The following is a 15,421-nucleotide window of genomic DNA, read 5'->3' on the forward strand; positions in this document are numbered from 1 at the left end:
CTGTGCAGATTTTGATCCGCCGGGGATATTTGGACAGAGCATATGACAACGTCTGAAGACAATGCATTTCGCCCCACTCGCCGCACCGTTTTAGCTGGCCTTGCCGTAACCCTTTTTGCCCCCAATATCGCCCGAGCTGCCGAAACCGTGGCTCCTGTCACCAAATCGGTTGATGCCAAGGTCATAGATCCGACTGGCAAGCCGGCCGTCGCAGTGACCGAGCCGCCGCTTCTCGCAGGCGATTATGCCAAGGAGCGGCATAAGTTTCGCACCGACCTGCTGAACAAAGGCCCGGCGCCCGACAAATATGAGCCGTTGGTCGCACCATCGGACGCCGATCAGATTTTCTATCGCAGCGGTCTCGGCGGCGAGCTGGAACTCGTTGCCTGGGTGTCGCGCTACGAGCGCACGCCGAAGCCGAAGCCCGCCGTACTCTTTCTCCACGGCGGCAATGCCATCGGTCAGGGCCATTGGCTGCTGGCGAAGCCTTACGTCGATGCCGGCTATGTCGTCATGATCCCATCGATGCGCGGCGAAAACGGCCAAAAGGGCAATTTCTCGGGTTTCTACGACGAAGTTGCCGACGTTCTCGCTGCATCCAATCGTCTGCGCCATCTGCCCGGCGTCGATCCGCACCGCCTGTTCCTCGCGGGCCATAGCGTCGGCGGCACGCTGGCAATGCTGGCGGCAATGTCGGCCAAACGCTTCCGCGCGGCCACTCCCATGTCAGGCAATCCGGATTCCTTCGCCTTCTTCCATCGTTATCCGGAGGATATCCGCTTCAACGCGAAAAATCCGCGCGAATTCCAGATGCGCTCGCCGATCTGCTATGCCCACAGCTTCAAGTGCCCCTTGAAGGTCATGCAAGCCAGCGAAGAGGGCACTTTGCAGGCCCGGGCGACGCTGCTTTCGAAGCGCGCTCTCGCTGCCGGTATAAAAATGGAGCTGGTGACGGTTCAAGGCAATCACAACTCGGCGCTGCCGGGTGAGATCGAACAGAGCATCCAGTTTTTCAAGAGCGTGGCGGCATAACGGCTAAATTAGCGCATCAACCGATCGACCAGCGTACCCGCCGCCTCTGCAATCACTGTTCCCGGCGGGAAAATCGCGTCCGCACCGGCAGCTTCCAATGCAGCGAAATCCTGAGGCGGGATGACGCCGCCGACGGCGATGAGGATGCGGCCGGCGTGGCGGCGGGTCAGCGCTTCCTTGAGCTCTGGCACCAATGTCAGATGGCCGGCCGCGAGCGAGGATGCACCGATGATATCGGCGCCTTCGCGAACCGCGAGATCGGCCACTTCCTCCGGCGTCTGGAACATCGCGCCGACGACGACATCGAAACCGAGATCGGCGAAGGCTGTGGCGATCACCTTCTGTCCGCGGTCATGCCCGTCCTGCCCCATCTTGGCGACGAGGATGCGCGGCTTCTCGCCCTTTGCCTTGCGGAAAGCTTCCACCTTTGCAACCGCCTCGTTGAACAGCGGATCGGCCGTGCCGACTTCCTTGCGGTAGACGCCGGATATGGTTCTGATCTCTGCAACATGCCGGCCGTAGGCCTTTTCCAGCGCCAGCGAGATTTCGCCGACGGTTGCTCTCGCCCGTGCCGCCTTGACGGCGAAATCCAAGAGATTGCCCGTGCCGTTGCGCGCAGCATCCGTCAGTGCGTCCAGAGCAGTCTCCACCGCCGCCGTCTCGCGCGTTCCCTTCAATTGCTGCAGTTTGGAGAGCTGGCGGGCGCGGACCTCGGAATTGTCCACCTTCAGCACGTCGACTTCGATATCCTGTTCCGGTCGGGAGAAATTGACGCCGACGACGGTCTGGTGGCCGCTGTCGATACGCGCTTGCGTGCGGGCGGCAGCTTCTTCGATCCGGAGTTTCGGAATGCCCTTTTCGATGGCCTTGGCCATGCCGCCCAGCGCTTCGACCTCTTCGATATGGATAAGCGCGCGGGCCGCCAGATCATGCGTCAGCCGCTCGACATAGGCCGAGCCGCCCCACGGATCGATGATCCCCGTCGTGCGGGATTCCGTCTGCAGCAGGATCTGCGTGTTGCGGGCAATGCGGGCCGAATGATCCGTCGGCAAAGCAAGCGCTTCGTCGAAGGAATTGGTGTGCAGGGATTGCGTATGGCCCTGCGTCGCCGCCATGGCTTCGACCATGGTGCGGATGATGTTGTTCATCGGGTCCTGCGCCGTCAGCGACCACCCGGAGGTCTGGCTGTGGGTGCGAAGCGCGAGCGACTTCCCGTCCTTCGGCGCAAAGTTCTTCTGCATTAACGCGGCCCATATCAGCCGTGCCGCCCGCATCTTGGCGACTTCCATGAAGAAATTCATGCCGACCGCCCAGAAGAAGGAGAGGCGCGGCGCGAAGCTGTCGATATCGAGACCGGCCGCGACACCGGCGCGGGCATATTCGATGCCGTCGGCGATCGTATAGGCGAGCTCCAGATCCGCCGTCGCACCGGCTTCTTGCATATGGTAGCCGGAAATCGAGATCGAATTGAATTTCGGCATCCGCTGGCTGGTATAGCTGAAAATATCAGACACGATCCGCATCGAGGGCTGCGGCGGATAGATATACGTGTTGCGGACCATGAACTCCTTGAGGATGTCGTTCTGGATCGTACCCGAGAGCTTGTCCTCGGAAACGCCCTGCTCCTCCGCGGCGACGATATAGAGCGCCATCACCGGCAGCACTGCACCGTTCATGGTCATCGATACGCTCATCTCACCAAGCGGGATACCGTCGAAGAGCTGGCGCATGTCGAGAATGGAATCGATCGCCACGCCCGCCATGCCGACATCCCCAGCCACGCGCGGATGATCACTGTCATAGCCGCGATGGGTTGCAAGATCGAAGGCGACGGAAAGGCCCTTCTGGCCCGCCGCGAGATTGCGGTGGTAGAATGCGTTCGATTCCTCGGCCGTGGAGAAGCCCGCATATTGCCTGATAGTCCAGGGCTGCTGGACATACATCGTAGGGTAGGGGCCGCGGACGAAGGGAGCGGCACCGGGATAGGTGTCGAGAAAGTTCAGACCGGCAAGGTCGGCCATGTCGTAGGTGCGCTTGACGGCGATATCTTCCGGGGTCTGCCAAGCCGGGGCGTCGGTTTTCGGCGTCGTGACTTGGGGTTTTGTCCAAGGGATGGTCGTGAAATCGGGGATGGAGGTCATGGGGCCGATACCTCCGCATATGCCGCGCCTGCGTTACCCCCCTCTGTCACTGTCGTGACATCTCCCCCACAAGGGGGGAGATTAGTCGCTAGTGGCGCCCCCTCATCCCAAGCGAACACCGAATCTGTTGACGCAAAGTTTCGTTGTCTTGCTGAAGGGCGCGTCAAACTCCAAACGATCTCCCCCCTTGTGGGGGAGATGTCACGAAGTGACAGAGGGGGGTGTGCACTTCCCGCGAACTCCACAGCCGCCGTCATACCGCCACCTTATCCAACCGCACCGGCGTCAGCCCCATATACTCCGCCACAGGCCCCAGCTCTCCCAAGACTGTTACCGGCCGCTCCACCTTCGCAGCAAACAATGTCGTCCCCACAATCGATTTTGCCGCACGGTTTGCTCTCGCCTCGGCCACCATCGCCGCCAACCGGCCATTGGCGATAACATTTGCCAACCCGCCATCCCGCTCGATGTCCACAAAAATCTCCCAGGCCTTTTCCGCCAAGGACTCCGTCAGTGCTTCGATGCCGCCAGCGCCCGCGGCTGGATCGACGACATGATCGAGATGGCTTTCGGCAATCAGGACGGTCTGCGTGTTGCGCGCCAGGCGCCGCGCCAGCGGATCGGGAATGCCATGGGTCAAGCTGTGCGGCAGCACCGAAATCTCGTCGGCGCCCCCCGTGCCGGCGGAGAAGACGGCTATGGTATTGCGCAGAATGTTGGTCTCCGGATCAAGCCGTGTGAGCATGCGGTAGCTCGTTTCCATGTAGAGATGGGCGGCCGGCGGATCGGAAATGCCGCAAGCCTCCGCGATGCGGGCAAAGATCAAGCGTGCGGCGCGAGCTTTCGCTATGGCGATGTATTGGTTCTGATCGGCAGACAGGCAGAGGCTTGCGGCGTTCAGGGTCGCCTCCGGCGCGATGCCTGCCTGATCGAATAGTTTCAGATGGCCGACGAGTGCCGCCGCCATGACTGCCAGTTCCTGCGCCTCCGTTCCACCGGCATTGTGCACGGCACGGCCGTCGGCATTGAAGACGGTTCCGGAAAATCCGGCATCCCGCAGGCGCTGGAAGCTCCCCGTTAACTCCGGCATCGTTTTGCCAGAGGCGAAAACGTCGAGGCCGAAATGCATGGCCGGGAGATGTTGGCTTTTCCCGAGCGCTGAAGCCAATGCCGCTGCAAAAGCCGGCGAGAAGCCGTCAAGGCGCAGCGAGACGGACTTGCCCGAAACCGCAGCCGCCAGTCTGGCCGCAAGCGCCTCGATGTTCCCGTCGACGCCAGCACCAAAGGCCGAAGGGCTAGTTTTCGCGATCAGGCTGACGCCATTGCCCCCATGGGCGAGATCGTCGCCGAGCTGGATGAAAGCGCGTTCGATATTTGGATCATCCATACGCTGATTGACGATCCAAGGTCGGTCGGTGTGGCGGCGGGCCAGAGGCGCGGCATCGGAGCGGCGGGCATAAAGCGGCTCGATCGCGATGCCGTCATCCGTTCGCGATACCAGCGCCTCCTGGAAATCCGCGCCTTTCAGCGCCCGGTCCACCAGCTTGAGCCAGGCCTCGCGATTTGTCGGAGCAAAAACGTTCGGGTCGAGACTGTCGATATTCATGCTATCCTCCGTCCCCATGGTCTAACTCAAGCCAGGGCAAGGTAAAACAGAAGTTTGGCCAGATGGCGCAATATCTTCGCCTTCGACGCCAGCTTCGCGCCAGCCGCGCCGGTCATCATGTGGTTGACCGATCCGTATTCCGTATTCAACTGGTTCCCGATGATGGCCGATCTCCTGCTCGCTTCCCGTCGCCTGCTTGTCGTTGCTGCTTTTGCCGCGCTGTCCGCCTGCAGCATCATTCCCGATACTGGGGCGACCGATCCAGATCGGTTTGCGCAGGAGACTGCGCCTATCTTCTATCAGCCTGAGGGCATCGATCCGCAGAAGGTTGGGCGCCTGCCGGTGCAGCCGGTGCCGCAGGCGCGCGATCTCTTCCGCACGCAATTCAATCAGACCTATGGCCTGCCGACGTCCAATCCGGTGCATCAGGCCATGTATGCGCAGAAGAGCGAAGACGATTTCACGCTGCCGGCGATCCCCTACAAGCGGATTGATCCGCGTTTTCTGCGTCAGGAAGTGGACTACCGGACCGATGAAAAACCCGGCACGATCGTCGTCGATACAAGGGGCCACTATCTTTATTTCGTCGAGCCGGGCGGTAGGGCGATGCGTTATGGCGTCGGCCTTGGCGCAGCCGGTTATGCTTGGCATGGCAGAGGCGTTATCCAGTGGAAGCAGAAATGGCCGCGCTGGACGCCGCCAAGCGAAATGGTGGCTCGCGAACCGGAGATCAAGCCGGTTTCGGCACAACGCGGCGGTATGAATCCCGGGCCGACTAATCCCCTCGGCGCCCGCGCCCTCTATATCTTCCAGAACGGCAAGGACACGCTCTATCGTATTCACGGCACGCCGGATTGGCAGTCGATCGGCAAGCAAGCGTCATCCGGTTGCGTCCGCATGCTGAACCAGGATGTGATCGATCTCTTCAATCGGGTGTCGGCAAAGGCGGAAGTTGTCGTCCTGTAATGACAGATTGCAACAAATTTTCGTGATGTTGCATAAGTGCGATAGCCGGGCTTGGCTGTGCTCTTTAGTTTTATTCCTGTCTCTGCGAATCTTGCCGGGAACCGAATCGGTTCGTTTCGGGTTTCCGCTTCCCTTCCAACAGGAATGATGCTGTCGACATGAGCCTGCCTTCTTCTCTTTCCCGACGAAATTTCCTCGCCCTCGCGGGCATTGGCGCTGTTTCCACGCTCGCCGGCTGCGCTTCCACGGTCGAAAGTAGCCCGATCGTCAGCCCTGTGCAGTATAGCGGTTCCACCTACCGTCCCTTCGGCAGTTGGCTGTCCAGCTATAATGGCGAGCAGCCCGACCCGGCCGTGATCTATGCGGCCATGGACGATGGTGGCTTTCATCTTCCGGCGATACCCTATCAGGAAATCGATCCCAGATATTATCGTCAGCGCGTTGTTAATCCGACGGGGGAGCCGCCAGGCACCGTCGTCGTCAATACGCGCGAGCGCTTCCTCTATGTTACAGAGCAGGGCGGCACGGCTATGCGCTACGGCATTGGCGTCGGGCGCGAAGGCTTTGCCTGGCAGGGCCGCGGTGTCATCCAGTGGCGCAAGAAGTGGCCGCGCTGGAATCCGCCGGACGAAATGGTCGCCCGCCAGCCGGAGCTCGTCAAATATTCCATCGCCAACGGCGGCATGGAGCCTGGCTTGAAGAATCCGCTCGGCGCGCGCGCCCTTTATATTTTCGAGGACAAGCAGGACTCGCTCTACCGTCTGCACGGCAATCCCGATTGGCGCTCCATCGGCAAGGCGGTTTCCTCGGGCTGCGTCCGCCTGCTCAATCAGGACGTCATCGATCTCTACGACCGCGTGCCGGAACGCGCGCCAATTCTGGTGACGCAGGCTTAAATTTTTGACGGGTGGAATTTAACGGCTCTCATTCGGCCGTTAAATTCGCTCGCAGCCGCTGCAGCCGGTCGCGCAGACTGGCCATTTCATCCATGTCGCAGCCGACGGCTTCGCCGATGGCCGCCATGATCGTAGCGACCTGGCATTTCATGCCGGCGCCCTTGTCCGTCAATGAAACGATGACCTGCCGTTCGTCCTTCGGGTCTCGCACGCGGCCGATCAGACCGGCTTGCTCCAGGCGTTTCAACAGCGGCGACAGCGTGCCTGAATCGAGGTCGAGCTGCTCGCCGATGGTCTTGACCGGCAAACAGCCCTTTTCCCAGAGCACCAGCATCACCAGGTATTGCGGATAGGTCAGGCCGACACGGTCGAGGATCGGCTTATAGGCGCGATTGAAGGCATGCGCGGTCGCGTAGACGGCAAAACAAAGCTGCCGTTCCAGCCGCTTTTCCTCATCCGGGATTGCCCGCTCCTGCACCTCGTCCGTCATCGCTGCTCCGCCAGTTTCTTGTTGATGTCATTGTCACAGGTTCATTTTTCAAAATCAAATTACAAAAATATATTGCGCACGATTAAATCGCGCTATATACAGCATTCATCCAACTCGCAAAGGAGACCTGATATGCCTATCCTCTACACCACCAAAGCTTCTGCCACCGGCGGCCGTGCGGGCCATGCCGTTTCCGAAAACGGTGTTCTTGACGTCACCCTGACTGTGCCGAAGGAACTCGGCGGTGATGGGGCTACCGGCACCAATCCTGAACAGCTCTTCGCTGCCGGCTATTCTGCCTGCTTCCTCGGCGCGCTGAAATTTGTTGCGGGCCAGCAGAAGGTCAAGATTCCGGAAGACGCCAAGGTGACGGCAACGGTCGGTATTGGGCCGCGTGCGGATGGCACCGGCTTCGGCATCGAAGTCTCGCTGTCGGTTCACATTCCAGGCATGGACAAGGCCGACGCTGAAAAGCTCGCCGCTGCCGCTCACATCGTCTGCCCCTATAGCCATGCTATGCGCACCTCCACCGAAGTGCCGGTTACGGTTGCCTGAGGATAGGCTTTCCATCTTCCGAACTGATGGAACGGATGCCATAAAGGAGCGGCATGCAGGGAAATGCATGTCGCTCCTTTTCTTTTGCAAGAAAGTTGCTATATGTTTTCTTGAGAAAGGATATATAGCGATGACACATGCTCAAGCAATTGGTCATGCAAATCCAGGCGAGGCTCTGGTCATAACCAAGGCGGCCGTCAATGCGGCGGAACGGTTGGGATTGAATGCGCGCATGCTCGCTGCCGTCATCGGCGTTTCGGAAGCAACCGTGTCGCGCATGAAGCGGCAGGATCATCTTCTCGAACGGCACAGCAAGCCATTTGAACTCGCCGTTCTTTTCGTGCGCCTGTTCCGCTCGCTCGATGCCATCGTCGGCGGCGATGAGGCCGTGGCGCGGCAATGGCTGCGCAACGTCAATCTCGCCTTCGGCGCGACACCGCTCGAAAAAATCACCTCCATTTCCGGATTGACCGATGTCCTTGCCTATCTGGACGCCCGCCGCGCTCTCGTCTGAGGCCCGGCCGATTTCCGGCCGCTATTGGCGGCTGGTGGAGGCGCAGCATCAGGTCTCGACGTTGAAACTGGTCGATACGCTGGAAGAACAGGCGCTTCTCGAACAGCTGCTGGAGGAGAGTAAGCCGGCGCTGCCACCGGAATGCGCCGGCCTGGATTATCTGCTGGCCACTCCTTTTCGCTACGGAGCGATCTATCCTCAAGGCTCACGCTTCAGACGGGCGGGGCGTACCCTGGGGGTCTTTTATGCTTCCGAACGGGTCGAGACGGCGCTGGCCGAAATGAGCTTTTACCGGCTGCTTTTCTTTGCCGATTCTCCGGAAACGCCTTTACCCGCCAATGCCGCGGAATATACTGCCTTTGCCGCGGCGATCGCCGCGAAAGAGGCGATCGACCTCACCCGTTCGCCGTTGGATCGGGATCGCGAGGCCTGGACCGATCCCGTCAACTATGAAGCTTGCCAGTCGCTCGCCGACGCAGCGCGGGCAGGGGGCATCCAGGCGATGCTCTACCGATCCGTCAGGGATCCCCAGGGCGGGAAGAATCTTGCGCTTCTGACGGCCCATGCCTTCGCCGCGCGCGAACCCGTCGAACGGCAGACCTGGCGCATCCGGCTGTCGCCGGCCGGCGTGCAGGCACTCTGCGATTTTCCGAAAAGCCGCATTGGTTTCGCGCGCAGCGATTTTGGCGCCGATCCCCGCATGCGAAATAGCGCTTAAGACAGCGCCAGCAGATCCCGCCGCAACCGGTCCGCATTGCCGTCCGGCAATCGTGTCTCGACCTCGGCATGCGTCACCTTCCAGATCGGCACTGCCGCCGCCAGCACCGCTTTTCCCGACGGCGTTAGGCTGAGCAACCGGGCACGGCGATCCCGGGGATTGGGCAGAATGGTCACCCAGCCCCGCCGTGTCAGCGGCTTTAAGGCCGCCGTCAGTGTCGTCTGATCTATTGCAAGCAGGGTTGCGACCGGGCCCATGGCCGCCGGTTCCGGCCTGTTCAGCGACATCATCAGAGAAAACTGGCCATTTGTGAGTTCGAGCGGTCGCAGGGCTTCATCGAAACGGCGCGCCAAGGCCCGAGCGGCGCGCTGCACATGCAGGCAAAGGCAGGTATCGCGCACCAGTAGTGTTGTCTCGAAAGGAATCTCAATCACGTTTGACATGGTTTACTAATATTGATATCAATCTATTTGTCAAGTTTGGTGAGAAGTGGACGTCGGAGGAGGGCGCGGCAATGAACCAAATCGTTTCACGCGAGGTGTGGCTGGAGGCCCGCCGCGAGCTGCTTGCCAAGGAGAAAGAAGCGACGCATTTGCGTGACCGCATCAATGCCGAGCGCTTGGCGCTGCCCTGGGTGAAGGTCGACAAGGATTATGTTTTCGACACGCCCACCGGCAAGAAATCGCTTGCGGAACTCTTTGACGGCCGCAGTCAGCTCATCGTTTATCACTTCATGCTCGGTCCGAACTGGGAAGCCGGATGTCCCGGTTGCTCGTTCCTCGCCGATCATTTCGATGGTGCCCTGCCACATCTCAATCACCACGACGTCACCCTCGTTGCCGTTGCCCGCGCGCCGATCGAGAAGATCGAGGCTTACAAGAAACGTATGGGCTGGAAATTCCCCTGGGTGTCGTCTTTCGCCAACGATTTCAATTTCGACTATCACGTCTCCTTTACGCCAGAGCAGCTCGCCGGCGAAAAGGTGTTCTACAATTTCTCTGCCATGGACGCCAAGAACGGCCACGACGAGCTTCCTGGGCTCAGCGCCTTCTACAAGGATGAAGCCGGGAATATCTTCCACACCTATTCCAGCTATGCCCGCGGCGGGGAGGAGATGATCGGCACGTTGATGATCCTCGACAATGCGCCGAAGGGCCGCAACGAAGGCAGCACCATGGATTTCGTGCGTCGCCACGACGAATATGAGGAAGCCCTAAAGGCGCAGTCCTCCTGTCACTGAAGCACAACGGCCCCGGCGGCGCGACTTTTCGGGAAGTTGCGCCGGAACAAAAATCCGAAGTGCCGTGTTTAGAGCACTACGGCGTATAGGGTCCGGCCGATCGCAGAGGAGGGAGGCGATGAAGGCGGAACTGACGGAACAACACACATTCCTTAAGAAACTTCTCGGCACATGGGAGGTTAATGCCACCGATCCCGAGGGTAAGATCGACCACGGCACCTGGACGGAAACCGTCCGCTCGCTGCATGGCATTTGGTTTCTGTGCGAGGGAGAGGGCACGATGCCAGGCGGCGGCGCCGCCGCGACATTGCTGACGCTCGGCTATGATCCGGAGAAGGGCAAATATACCGGCACCTGGGTCGGCAGCATGATGAACCACATGTGGGTTTACGAAGGCGCTCTCGATCAGACCGGCCGCACCCTGCTGCTCGACACGTCAGGGCCGGATTTTGAACACCAAGGCCAGTCGGCCAGCTATCGTGAAGCCATCACATTCATCAACGACAATGAACGCATCTTTTCCTCCAGCGTCCGCCAGCCGGACGGAAGCTGGAAGGAATTCATGATCGCCAATTACCGCCGCAAGCAATAGGGAGAGCTGCAATGGCTGAGAAGGGATATTTTGTCTGGTACGAACTCATGACTACCGATATGGCGGCGGGGGAGGCCTTCTACCGCAAGGTTGTCGGCTGGGACGCCAAGGATGCCGGCATGCCGGACATCGAAATGGCCTATACCCTGTTCAGCGCCGGCGCCGGCCCCGTTGCCGGTATGATGATCCTGCCGGAAGAGGCCAAGGCCATGGGCACTCCGCCCTGCTGGACCGGTTATATCGGCGTGCCCAATGTCGACGAGGCCGCCAAGACGATCGCCGCCAAGGGCGGCAGGGTCTATCGCGAGCCGGGAGACATTCCGGGTGTCGGTCGCTTCGCCGTCGTCTCCGATCCCTATGGCGCGGCTTTCTGCATCTTCACGCCGTTGCCGGGCCAGGATTGGCAGCCGTCGGAGCCAAATGCTCCCGGTTATATCGGTTGGCACGAGCTTTATTCCGGCGATGGTCCGAAAGCGTTTGATTTCTACTGTGACATGTTCGGCTGGGAATCGAGCTCCGATTTCGACATGGGGCCGATGGGCACCTACAAGATCTTCAAGATCGGCGACCGCGACTTCGGCGGGATCATGACCAAGCCGGCGGAAATGCCGATGGCGGCCTGGAACTTCTATTTCAACGTCCCGGCAATCGATGCTGCCATCGCCCGCGTCAACGAGGGCGGCGGCAAGATCGTCAACGGCCCGATGGAAGTCCCCGGTGGTAGCTGGATCGTCCAGTGCACCGACCCGCAAGGTGCATTCTTCTCGCTCGTTGCGCCGACGCGGTAAATCTCTACCTTCTCCTTCTCGGGGAGAAGGTCGCGCATAGCGCGGATTGAGGGGCATTCCTGGGGAACCGGTTTTCGAGCACGGCTTATGATATTCGTCGCGGTGCTCCCTCTCATCCGCCCTTCAGGCACCTTCTCCCCGAGGGGAGAAGGTGTTCTGCTACCGTTTCAAGCTACCCAGAATCCCGCGAACCAGTGCCCGGCCGACCTGTGTCGCGACTGTACGCGCCATGCTCTTCATCGCTGCTTCCACGATCGTCTCGCGCTGATAGCCGGAACGGCCGCGGCTTGCGGGTTTGTCATCGTCGCCGCCGAAGCCGGGGAGCGTCCAGCGGCCGCCGGCGCTTCCGCTGTCCGGTTTTGCAGCATCCTGCTCTGCAGCCTTGCGGGCACGGGCGGTGAGGATTTCGAAGGCGGATTCACGATCCACCGTCTCGTCATAGAGGCCGGCGACCGGACTGGCATTGATGATGGCTCGGCGCTCGGCATCGGTTACCGGGCCGATACGGGCGGAGGGCGGACGGATCAAGGTGCGCTCGACGATCGAGGGTGCCCCCTTGCCTTCGAGCATGGAGACCAGCGCTTCCCCCGTGCCGAGCGTGGTGATGACTTCGGCGCAGTTGAATGCCGGGTTCGGCCGAAAGGTTTCAGCGGCGGTCTGGACTGCCTTCTGTTCGCGCGGCGAATAGGCGCGCAAGGCATGCTGGACGCGGTTGCCAAGCTGGGCGAGCACGGTCTCCGGCACATCGAGCGGATTCTGCGTGACGAAATAGACGCCGACCCCCTTGGAGCGGATCAGGCGCACGACCTGTTCGATGCGTTCGATCAGCACCTTTGGTGCATCGTTGAAGAGCAGATGCGCCTCGTCGAAGAAGAACACCAGCTTCGGCTTTTCAGGGTCGCCGACTTCCGGCAGTTCCTCGAAGAGCTCGGACAGCAGCCACAGCAGGAAGGTGGCGTAGAGGCGCGGGTTCATCATCAGCTTGTCGGCGGCAAGCACCGAGATTTGTCCGTAACCGTCATTACTGACGCGCATGATGTCGGAAATCTGCAGCGCCGGCTCGCCAAAGAAATTTTCCGCTCCTTGCTGCTCTAGAACCAGCAGGGCTCGCTGGATCGCGCCGACGGAGGACTTCGAAATGAGGCCGAACTGGCTGGAAAGCTCGCTGGCATGGTCGCCCATATAGTTGAGCAAGGCCTGCAGATCCTTGAGGTCGAGTAACGCGAGGCCATTGTCATCGGCAATCTTGAAGGCGATGTTGAGCACGCCTTCCTGCGCTTCCGATGCGTCCATCAGCCTTGCCAGCAGCAGCGGCCCCATCTCGGCGATGGTGGTGCGCACACGATGGCCCTTTTCGCCGTAGAGATCCCAGAAGATCACCGGGAATTGATCGAATTCATAGGGCTTCAGGCCGATTTCCTCGGCACGCTTCAACAGGAAATCCTTCGGCTCGCCCTTGGCGGCGATGCCGGAAAGATCGCCCTTGATGTCGGCGCAGAAGACCGACACGCCGGCCTTCGAAAAACCCTCCGCCAGCACCTGCAGGGTCACCGTCTTGCCGGTGCCGGTCGCGCCGGTGACGAGACCATGGCGATTGCCGAATTTCAGCGCCAGATATTCGTCCTTGTTGATGCTGCCGTCCGGATTGCGGCTGGCGCCGACGAAAATCTGTCCATCCTGCTGCGGCATCAGGCGTCGTCTCCCTTGGCGGCCGCACAGCAACCCTCGAAGAGGTGCCAGGGCCCCATTCACTGATTTGTCCTGACGCTGTTATAAGAAGAGACTTGAATGGGGACAACCGTTCGCTTCATGGTGATGCTTCCGGTACAGTCGTGCACAGCCCGGCCCGACTTGAGTCGGTCGGCGCATTCAATTACGTTGACGTTCACGTCATAGGTAACAGGCAGGAGGCCAGAATGAACGAGATTATTGATCAGATCGCAACGAGAGCCGGCATTTCCCCCGATATTGCAGAGAAGGCCGTTGGCATGATGCTCGGCTTCCTGCAGCGCGAAGCTCCGGATGGCCCGGTCACCAAGATGATCGAATCCATCCCCGGCGCTTCCGATCTGGTGGCACAATATAATGGTGAAGAAACGTCCGGCGGTGGGCTGCTCGGCGGCCTCCTCAGCGCCGTCGGCGCGGGTGGCGGCATCATGGCGCTTGGCCAGTCCCTGATGAGCAGCGGTCTCAACATGGGCGAAATTTCTTCGCTCGCTAAGGAAACCATCGCGACTGCCCGCGAACATGCCGGCAACGAAGTGGTCGACGAGGTCGTCAATTCCGTGCCGGGGTTGAGCCAGTTCCTTTGATCGGCTGACGTAGCCGACTAAACCCCGCGATTCGTTCGCGGGGTTTTTGGCCGCGATTCAAAAAGCCAGGAATGTCCCCGTCCTCCAAAATCGTTCCACGTTCGCTATGGCTCAACCTTGAACTTCTTAGGATTGAGAATGTTTAAGCGTGCAGCCGGTTGCAAACTGTCCCATGTCCGCAAACTCCATTCCATCTCTTTTACCGAACGGGCCTGGTCATCAGTTCGTGCTCTACGGCGATTCCTGTTCCGGCGTGCCGGGTGCGCTGCATGAGGACACGTTCGCCGCCGTCAATTCCGTTTTGCGCCGGCTCGATCCGCCGCCGGAATTCATCCTGTTTCCGGGCGACGAAATCATTGGGCTGACCGCCGATCCGAAGGCTTTGAGGGCGCAATGGCGGCATTGGTTCGAGCATGAAATGGGCTGGCTCGATCGGCAAGAAACGCCGCTTTGGCACACGACCGGCAACCACACCACCTATGACGAAATGAGCGAGCAGGTCTTTCGTGAGGTCCTGCAGCTTCCGGCAAACGGACCGGCTGGCCAGGAAGGCCTGTCTTACTGGGTGCGCCGCGACGATCTCTTGCTGGTCTTTGTCCATACGCTGTGGACCGGTCTCGGCGGCGAGGGCCATGTCGAGACAGAGTGGCTGGAGGCGACCTTGAAGAGCCACAGCGATGCCCGCCACAAGATCGTCCTCGGCCACCATCCGGTTTTCCCCATCAACGGATTTTCTGGATCGTATCAGCGCGAGATCGGCCCGGATTACACCAATCGATTTTGGGATATTCTGGTCGAAGCGGAGGTTCTGGCCTATGTCTGCAGCCACATCCTTGCCTTCGACATCCAGATTCACCGCGGCGTCCTGCAGCTTTGCACCGCCGGCGCAGGCACCGCGCATAGAATGCCGGAGGGCGTGGAATATCTTCATTGCATCCAGGCGGCGCTCGATGCGGCCAGTTTTCGCTATCAGGTGGTGGATACGGCCGGCATCGTTCGTGAGTGGTTGGAATGGCCCTTCAAACCAGCCGATCCCGAGGCGTGGCAAGACCTGTCCCTAGGGATTCATCCCGCCGGCTTTACCGGTCCGATGAACAATGATCGCATCATCGAATTGCGGATAAAGGGCCTAATGCCGGAGACAGCGCATGCACCCGCCCAAACATTCTTCTCTGCTTTCAATCCCGGCAGCATCGAACCGTTCTGGCTTGGTGTACGCGGTCCGCGACAAACTCTGACTCTTATCCTTGGACGCGACCCCGGCCGCAGTCCGCATTACTGGTTCGGGCCCGATCTCGCCCCAGGCAGGCCCTTCGATGTCGATATCGCCTTGCATGCCGGAATGGGGCCGGGCGGTATTCTCTATCGCATGCATGGCGACGAGAGATGGAGTTCTTTCGACGGAGCTTCCGCCACCGGCCTCGAACGCTTGGTGTGGCCGACGCATTGGAGCGTGGGTCATGCCCAGGGCGGAGCGACGCATCGCGCCTTTATGGGCGATGGACTGCAGGTTCGGATCGCGGCCGCGAAGTGACCGGCATTTAGAAGCGTCCCTGAACGCACCTATATTA

At 60.3% G+C, this 15,421-nt stretch carries 16 protein-coding genes; 11 read left to right on the top strand and 5 right to left on the bottom strand.

Annotated elements, in window-relative coordinates; translation table 11 throughout:
• Window positions 1–42 precede the first annotated feature (42 nt).
• A complete protein-coding gene (locus K290_RS0104365; protein ID WP_028750745.1) occupies window positions 43–1,032 on the top strand; it encodes an alpha/beta hydrolase family protein in 990 nt (329 codons plus the stop codon).
• A gap of 8 nt (window positions 1,033–1,040) precedes the next feature.
• Here the strand turns inward: K290_RS0104365 and scpA are convergent, their stop codons facing one another.
• Together scpA and K290_RS0104375 are read right to left on the bottom strand one after the other, a co-directional pair.
• Entirely contained in the window at window positions 1,041–3,173 is a 2,133-nt protein-coding gene (gene scpA, locus K290_RS0104370; RefSeq protein ID WP_028750746.1) for a methylmalonyl-CoA mutase, read from the bottom strand.
• A gap of 253 nt (window positions 3,174–3,426) precedes the next feature.
• On the bottom strand, window positions 3,427–4,779 hold the full coding sequence (locus K290_RS0104375; RefSeq protein ID WP_028750747.1) for a methylmalonyl-CoA mutase family protein: 1,353 nt from the start codon (window positions 4,777–4,779) through the stop codon (window positions 3,427–3,429).
• A gap of 159 nt (window positions 4,780–4,938) precedes the next feature.
• Here K290_RS0104375 and K290_RS0104380 point away from each other — a divergent pair, with 159 nt between their 5' ends.
• Together K290_RS0104380 and K290_RS0104385 are read left to right on the top strand one after the other, a co-directional pair.
• Window positions 4,939–5,745, top strand: a complete 807-nt coding sequence (locus tag K290_RS0104380; protein ID WP_037134944.1) for a L,D-transpeptidase — start codon at window positions 4,939–4,941, stop codon at window positions 5,743–5,745.
• 158 nt (window positions 5,746–5,903) lie between these two features.
• Window positions 5,904–6,641, top strand: coding sequence for a L,D-transpeptidase family protein (locus tag K290_RS0104385; RefSeq protein ID WP_028750749.1), 738 nt, complete (start codon window positions 5,904–5,906; stop codon window positions 6,639–6,641).
• Between the two features lie 28 nt (window positions 6,642–6,669).
• Here K290_RS0104385 and K290_RS0104390 read toward each other — a convergent pair whose 3' ends face one another.
• The gene (locus K290_RS0104390) at window positions 6,670–7,131 is read right to left on the bottom strand and encodes a MarR family winged helix-turn-helix transcriptional regulator (protein ID WP_028750750.1); all 462 of its coding nucleotides are present in this window, start codon (window positions 7,129–7,131) and stop codon (window positions 6,670–6,672) included.
• Between the two features lie 132 nt (window positions 7,132–7,263).
• Here K290_RS0104390 and K290_RS0104395 point away from each other — a divergent pair, with 132 nt between their 5' ends.
• The 3 genes from K290_RS0104395 (at window position 7,264) to K290_RS0104405 (ending at window position 8,918) form a co-directional block, all read left to right on the top strand.
• Window positions 7,264–7,686: an organic hydroperoxide resistance protein gene (locus K290_RS0104395; protein ID WP_028750751.1), complete on the top strand. Its 423-nt coding sequence runs from the start codon at window positions 7,264–7,266 to the stop codon at window positions 7,684–7,686.
• A gap of 130 nt (window positions 7,687–7,816) precedes the next feature.
• Window positions 7,817–8,200, top strand: coding sequence for an MbcA/ParS/Xre antitoxin family protein (locus K290_RS0104400; protein WP_028750752.1), 384 nt, complete (start codon window positions 7,817–7,819; stop codon window positions 8,198–8,200).
• Window positions 8,160–8,918 carry an RES family NAD+ phosphorylase gene (locus K290_RS0104405; protein WP_028750753.1) on the top strand — a complete coding sequence of 253 codons (759 nt, stop codon included), beginning with the start codon at window positions 8,160–8,162 and terminating at the stop codon, window positions 8,916–8,918. The genes K290_RS0104400 and K290_RS0104405 overlap by 41 nt, the downstream gene beginning before the upstream one ends.
• On the opposite strand, the gene K290_RS0104410 is transcribed toward K290_RS0104405, so the two are convergent.
• Window positions 8,915–9,361, bottom strand: coding sequence for a MarR family winged helix-turn-helix transcriptional regulator (locus K290_RS0104410; protein ID WP_028750754.1), 447 nt, complete (start codon window positions 9,359–9,361; stop codon window positions 8,915–8,917). The two genes, K290_RS0104405 and K290_RS0104410, sit on opposite strands and share 4 nt — an antisense overlap.
• A gap of 71 nt (window positions 9,362–9,432) precedes the next feature.
• Between K290_RS0104410 and K290_RS0104415 the strand changes: the two genes are divergently transcribed.
• From K290_RS0104415 to K290_RS0104425, 3 genes are all read left to right on the top strand, one after another.
• On the top strand, window positions 9,433–10,158 hold the full coding sequence (locus tag K290_RS0104415) for a DUF899 domain-containing protein (protein WP_028750755.1): 726 nt from the start codon (window positions 9,433–9,435) through the stop codon (window positions 10,156–10,158).
• A gap of 118 nt (window positions 10,159–10,276) precedes the next feature.
• Window positions 10,277–10,750 (top strand): DUF1579 domain-containing protein, encoded by a 474-nt coding sequence (locus K290_RS0104420; protein WP_028750756.1) that lies wholly within the window; start codon window positions 10,277–10,279, stop codon window positions 10,748–10,750.
• A gap of 11 nt (window positions 10,751–10,761) precedes the next feature.
• Entirely contained in the window at window positions 10,762–11,538 is a 777-nt protein-coding gene (locus K290_RS0104425) for a VOC family protein (protein WP_028750757.1), read from the top strand.
• A 159-nt stretch (window positions 11,539–11,697) separates the two neighbouring features.
• On the opposite strand, the gene K290_RS0104430 is transcribed toward K290_RS0104425, so the two are convergent.
• A complete protein-coding gene (locus tag K290_RS0104430; RefSeq protein ID WP_028750758.1) occupies window positions 11,698–13,227 on the bottom strand; it encodes a helicase HerA-like C-terminal domain-containing protein in 1,530 nt (509 codons plus the stop codon).
• A 227-nt stretch (window positions 13,228–13,454) separates the two neighbouring features.
• Between K290_RS0104430 and K290_RS0104435 the strand changes: the two genes are divergently transcribed.
• Window positions 13,455–13,850: a hypothetical protein gene (locus tag K290_RS0104435; RefSeq protein WP_028750759.1), complete on the top strand. Its 396-nt coding sequence runs from the start codon at window positions 13,455–13,457 to the stop codon at window positions 13,848–13,850.
• A gap of 172 nt (window positions 13,851–14,022) precedes the next feature.
• Window positions 14,023–15,384 (top strand): metallophosphoesterase family protein, encoded by a 1,362-nt coding sequence (locus tag K290_RS0104440; RefSeq protein WP_028750760.1) that lies wholly within the window; start codon window positions 14,023–14,025, stop codon window positions 15,382–15,384.
• Window positions 15,385–15,421 lie beyond the last annotated feature (37 nt).

The organism is Rhizobium leucaenae USDA 9039 (assembly GCF_000426285.1).
GTDB lineage: Bacteria > Pseudomonadota > Alphaproteobacteria > Rhizobiales > Rhizobiaceae > Rhizobium > Rhizobium leucaenae.

Excerpts from the sequence above, each read along its gene's own strand:
- K290_RS0104365 (WP_028750745.1), top strand. The coding sequence starts at position 43 with ATGACAACGTCTGAAGACAATGCATTTCGCCCCACTCGCCGCACCGTT.
- scpA (WP_028750746.1), bottom strand. The coding sequence starts at position 3,173 with ATGACCTCCATCCCCGATTTCACGACCATCCCTTGGACAAAACCCCAA.
- K290_RS0104375 (WP_028750747.1), bottom strand. The coding sequence starts at position 4,779 with ATGAATATCGACAGTCTCGACCCGAACGTTTTTGCTCCGACAAATCGC.
- K290_RS0104380 (WP_037134944.1), top strand. The coding sequence starts at position 4,939 with ATGATGGCCGATCTCCTGCTCGCTTCCCGTCGCCTGCTTGTCGTTGCT.
- K290_RS0104385 (WP_028750749.1), top strand. The coding sequence starts at position 5,904 with ATGAGCCTGCCTTCTTCTCTTTCCCGACGAAATTTCCTCGCCCTCGCG.
- K290_RS0104390 (WP_028750750.1), bottom strand. The coding sequence starts at position 7,131 with ATGACGGACGAGGTGCAGGAGCGGGCAATCCCGGATGAGGAAAAGCGG.
- K290_RS0104395 (WP_028750751.1), top strand. The coding sequence starts at position 7,264 with ATGCCTATCCTCTACACCACCAAAGCTTCTGCCACCGGCGGCCGTGCG.
- K290_RS0104400 (WP_028750752.1), top strand. The coding sequence starts at position 7,817 with ATGACACATGCTCAAGCAATTGGTCATGCAAATCCAGGCGAGGCTCTG.
- K290_RS0104405 (WP_028750753.1), top strand. The coding sequence starts at position 8,160 with ATGTCCTTGCCTATCTGGACGCCCGCCGCGCTCTCGTCTGAGGCCCGG.
- K290_RS0104410 (WP_028750754.1), bottom strand. The coding sequence starts at position 9,361 with ATGTCAAACGTGATTGAGATTCCTTTCGAGACAACACTACTGGTGCGC.
- K290_RS0104415 (WP_028750755.1), top strand. The coding sequence starts at position 9,433 with ATGAACCAAATCGTTTCACGCGAGGTGTGGCTGGAGGCCCGCCGCGAG.
- K290_RS0104420 (WP_028750756.1), top strand. The coding sequence starts at position 10,277 with ATGAAGGCGGAACTGACGGAACAACACACATTCCTTAAGAAACTTCTC.
- K290_RS0104425 (WP_028750757.1), top strand. The coding sequence starts at position 10,762 with ATGGCTGAGAAGGGATATTTTGTCTGGTACGAACTCATGACTACCGAT.
- K290_RS0104430 (WP_028750758.1), bottom strand. The coding sequence starts at position 13,227 with ATGCCGCAGCAGGATGGACAGATTTTCGTCGGCGCCAGCCGCAATCCG.
- K290_RS0104435 (WP_028750759.1), top strand. The coding sequence starts at position 13,455 with ATGAACGAGATTATTGATCAGATCGCAACGAGAGCCGGCATTTCCCCC.
- K290_RS0104440 (WP_028750760.1), top strand. The coding sequence starts at position 14,023 with ATGTCCGCAAACTCCATTCCATCTCTTTTACCGAACGGGCCTGGTCAT.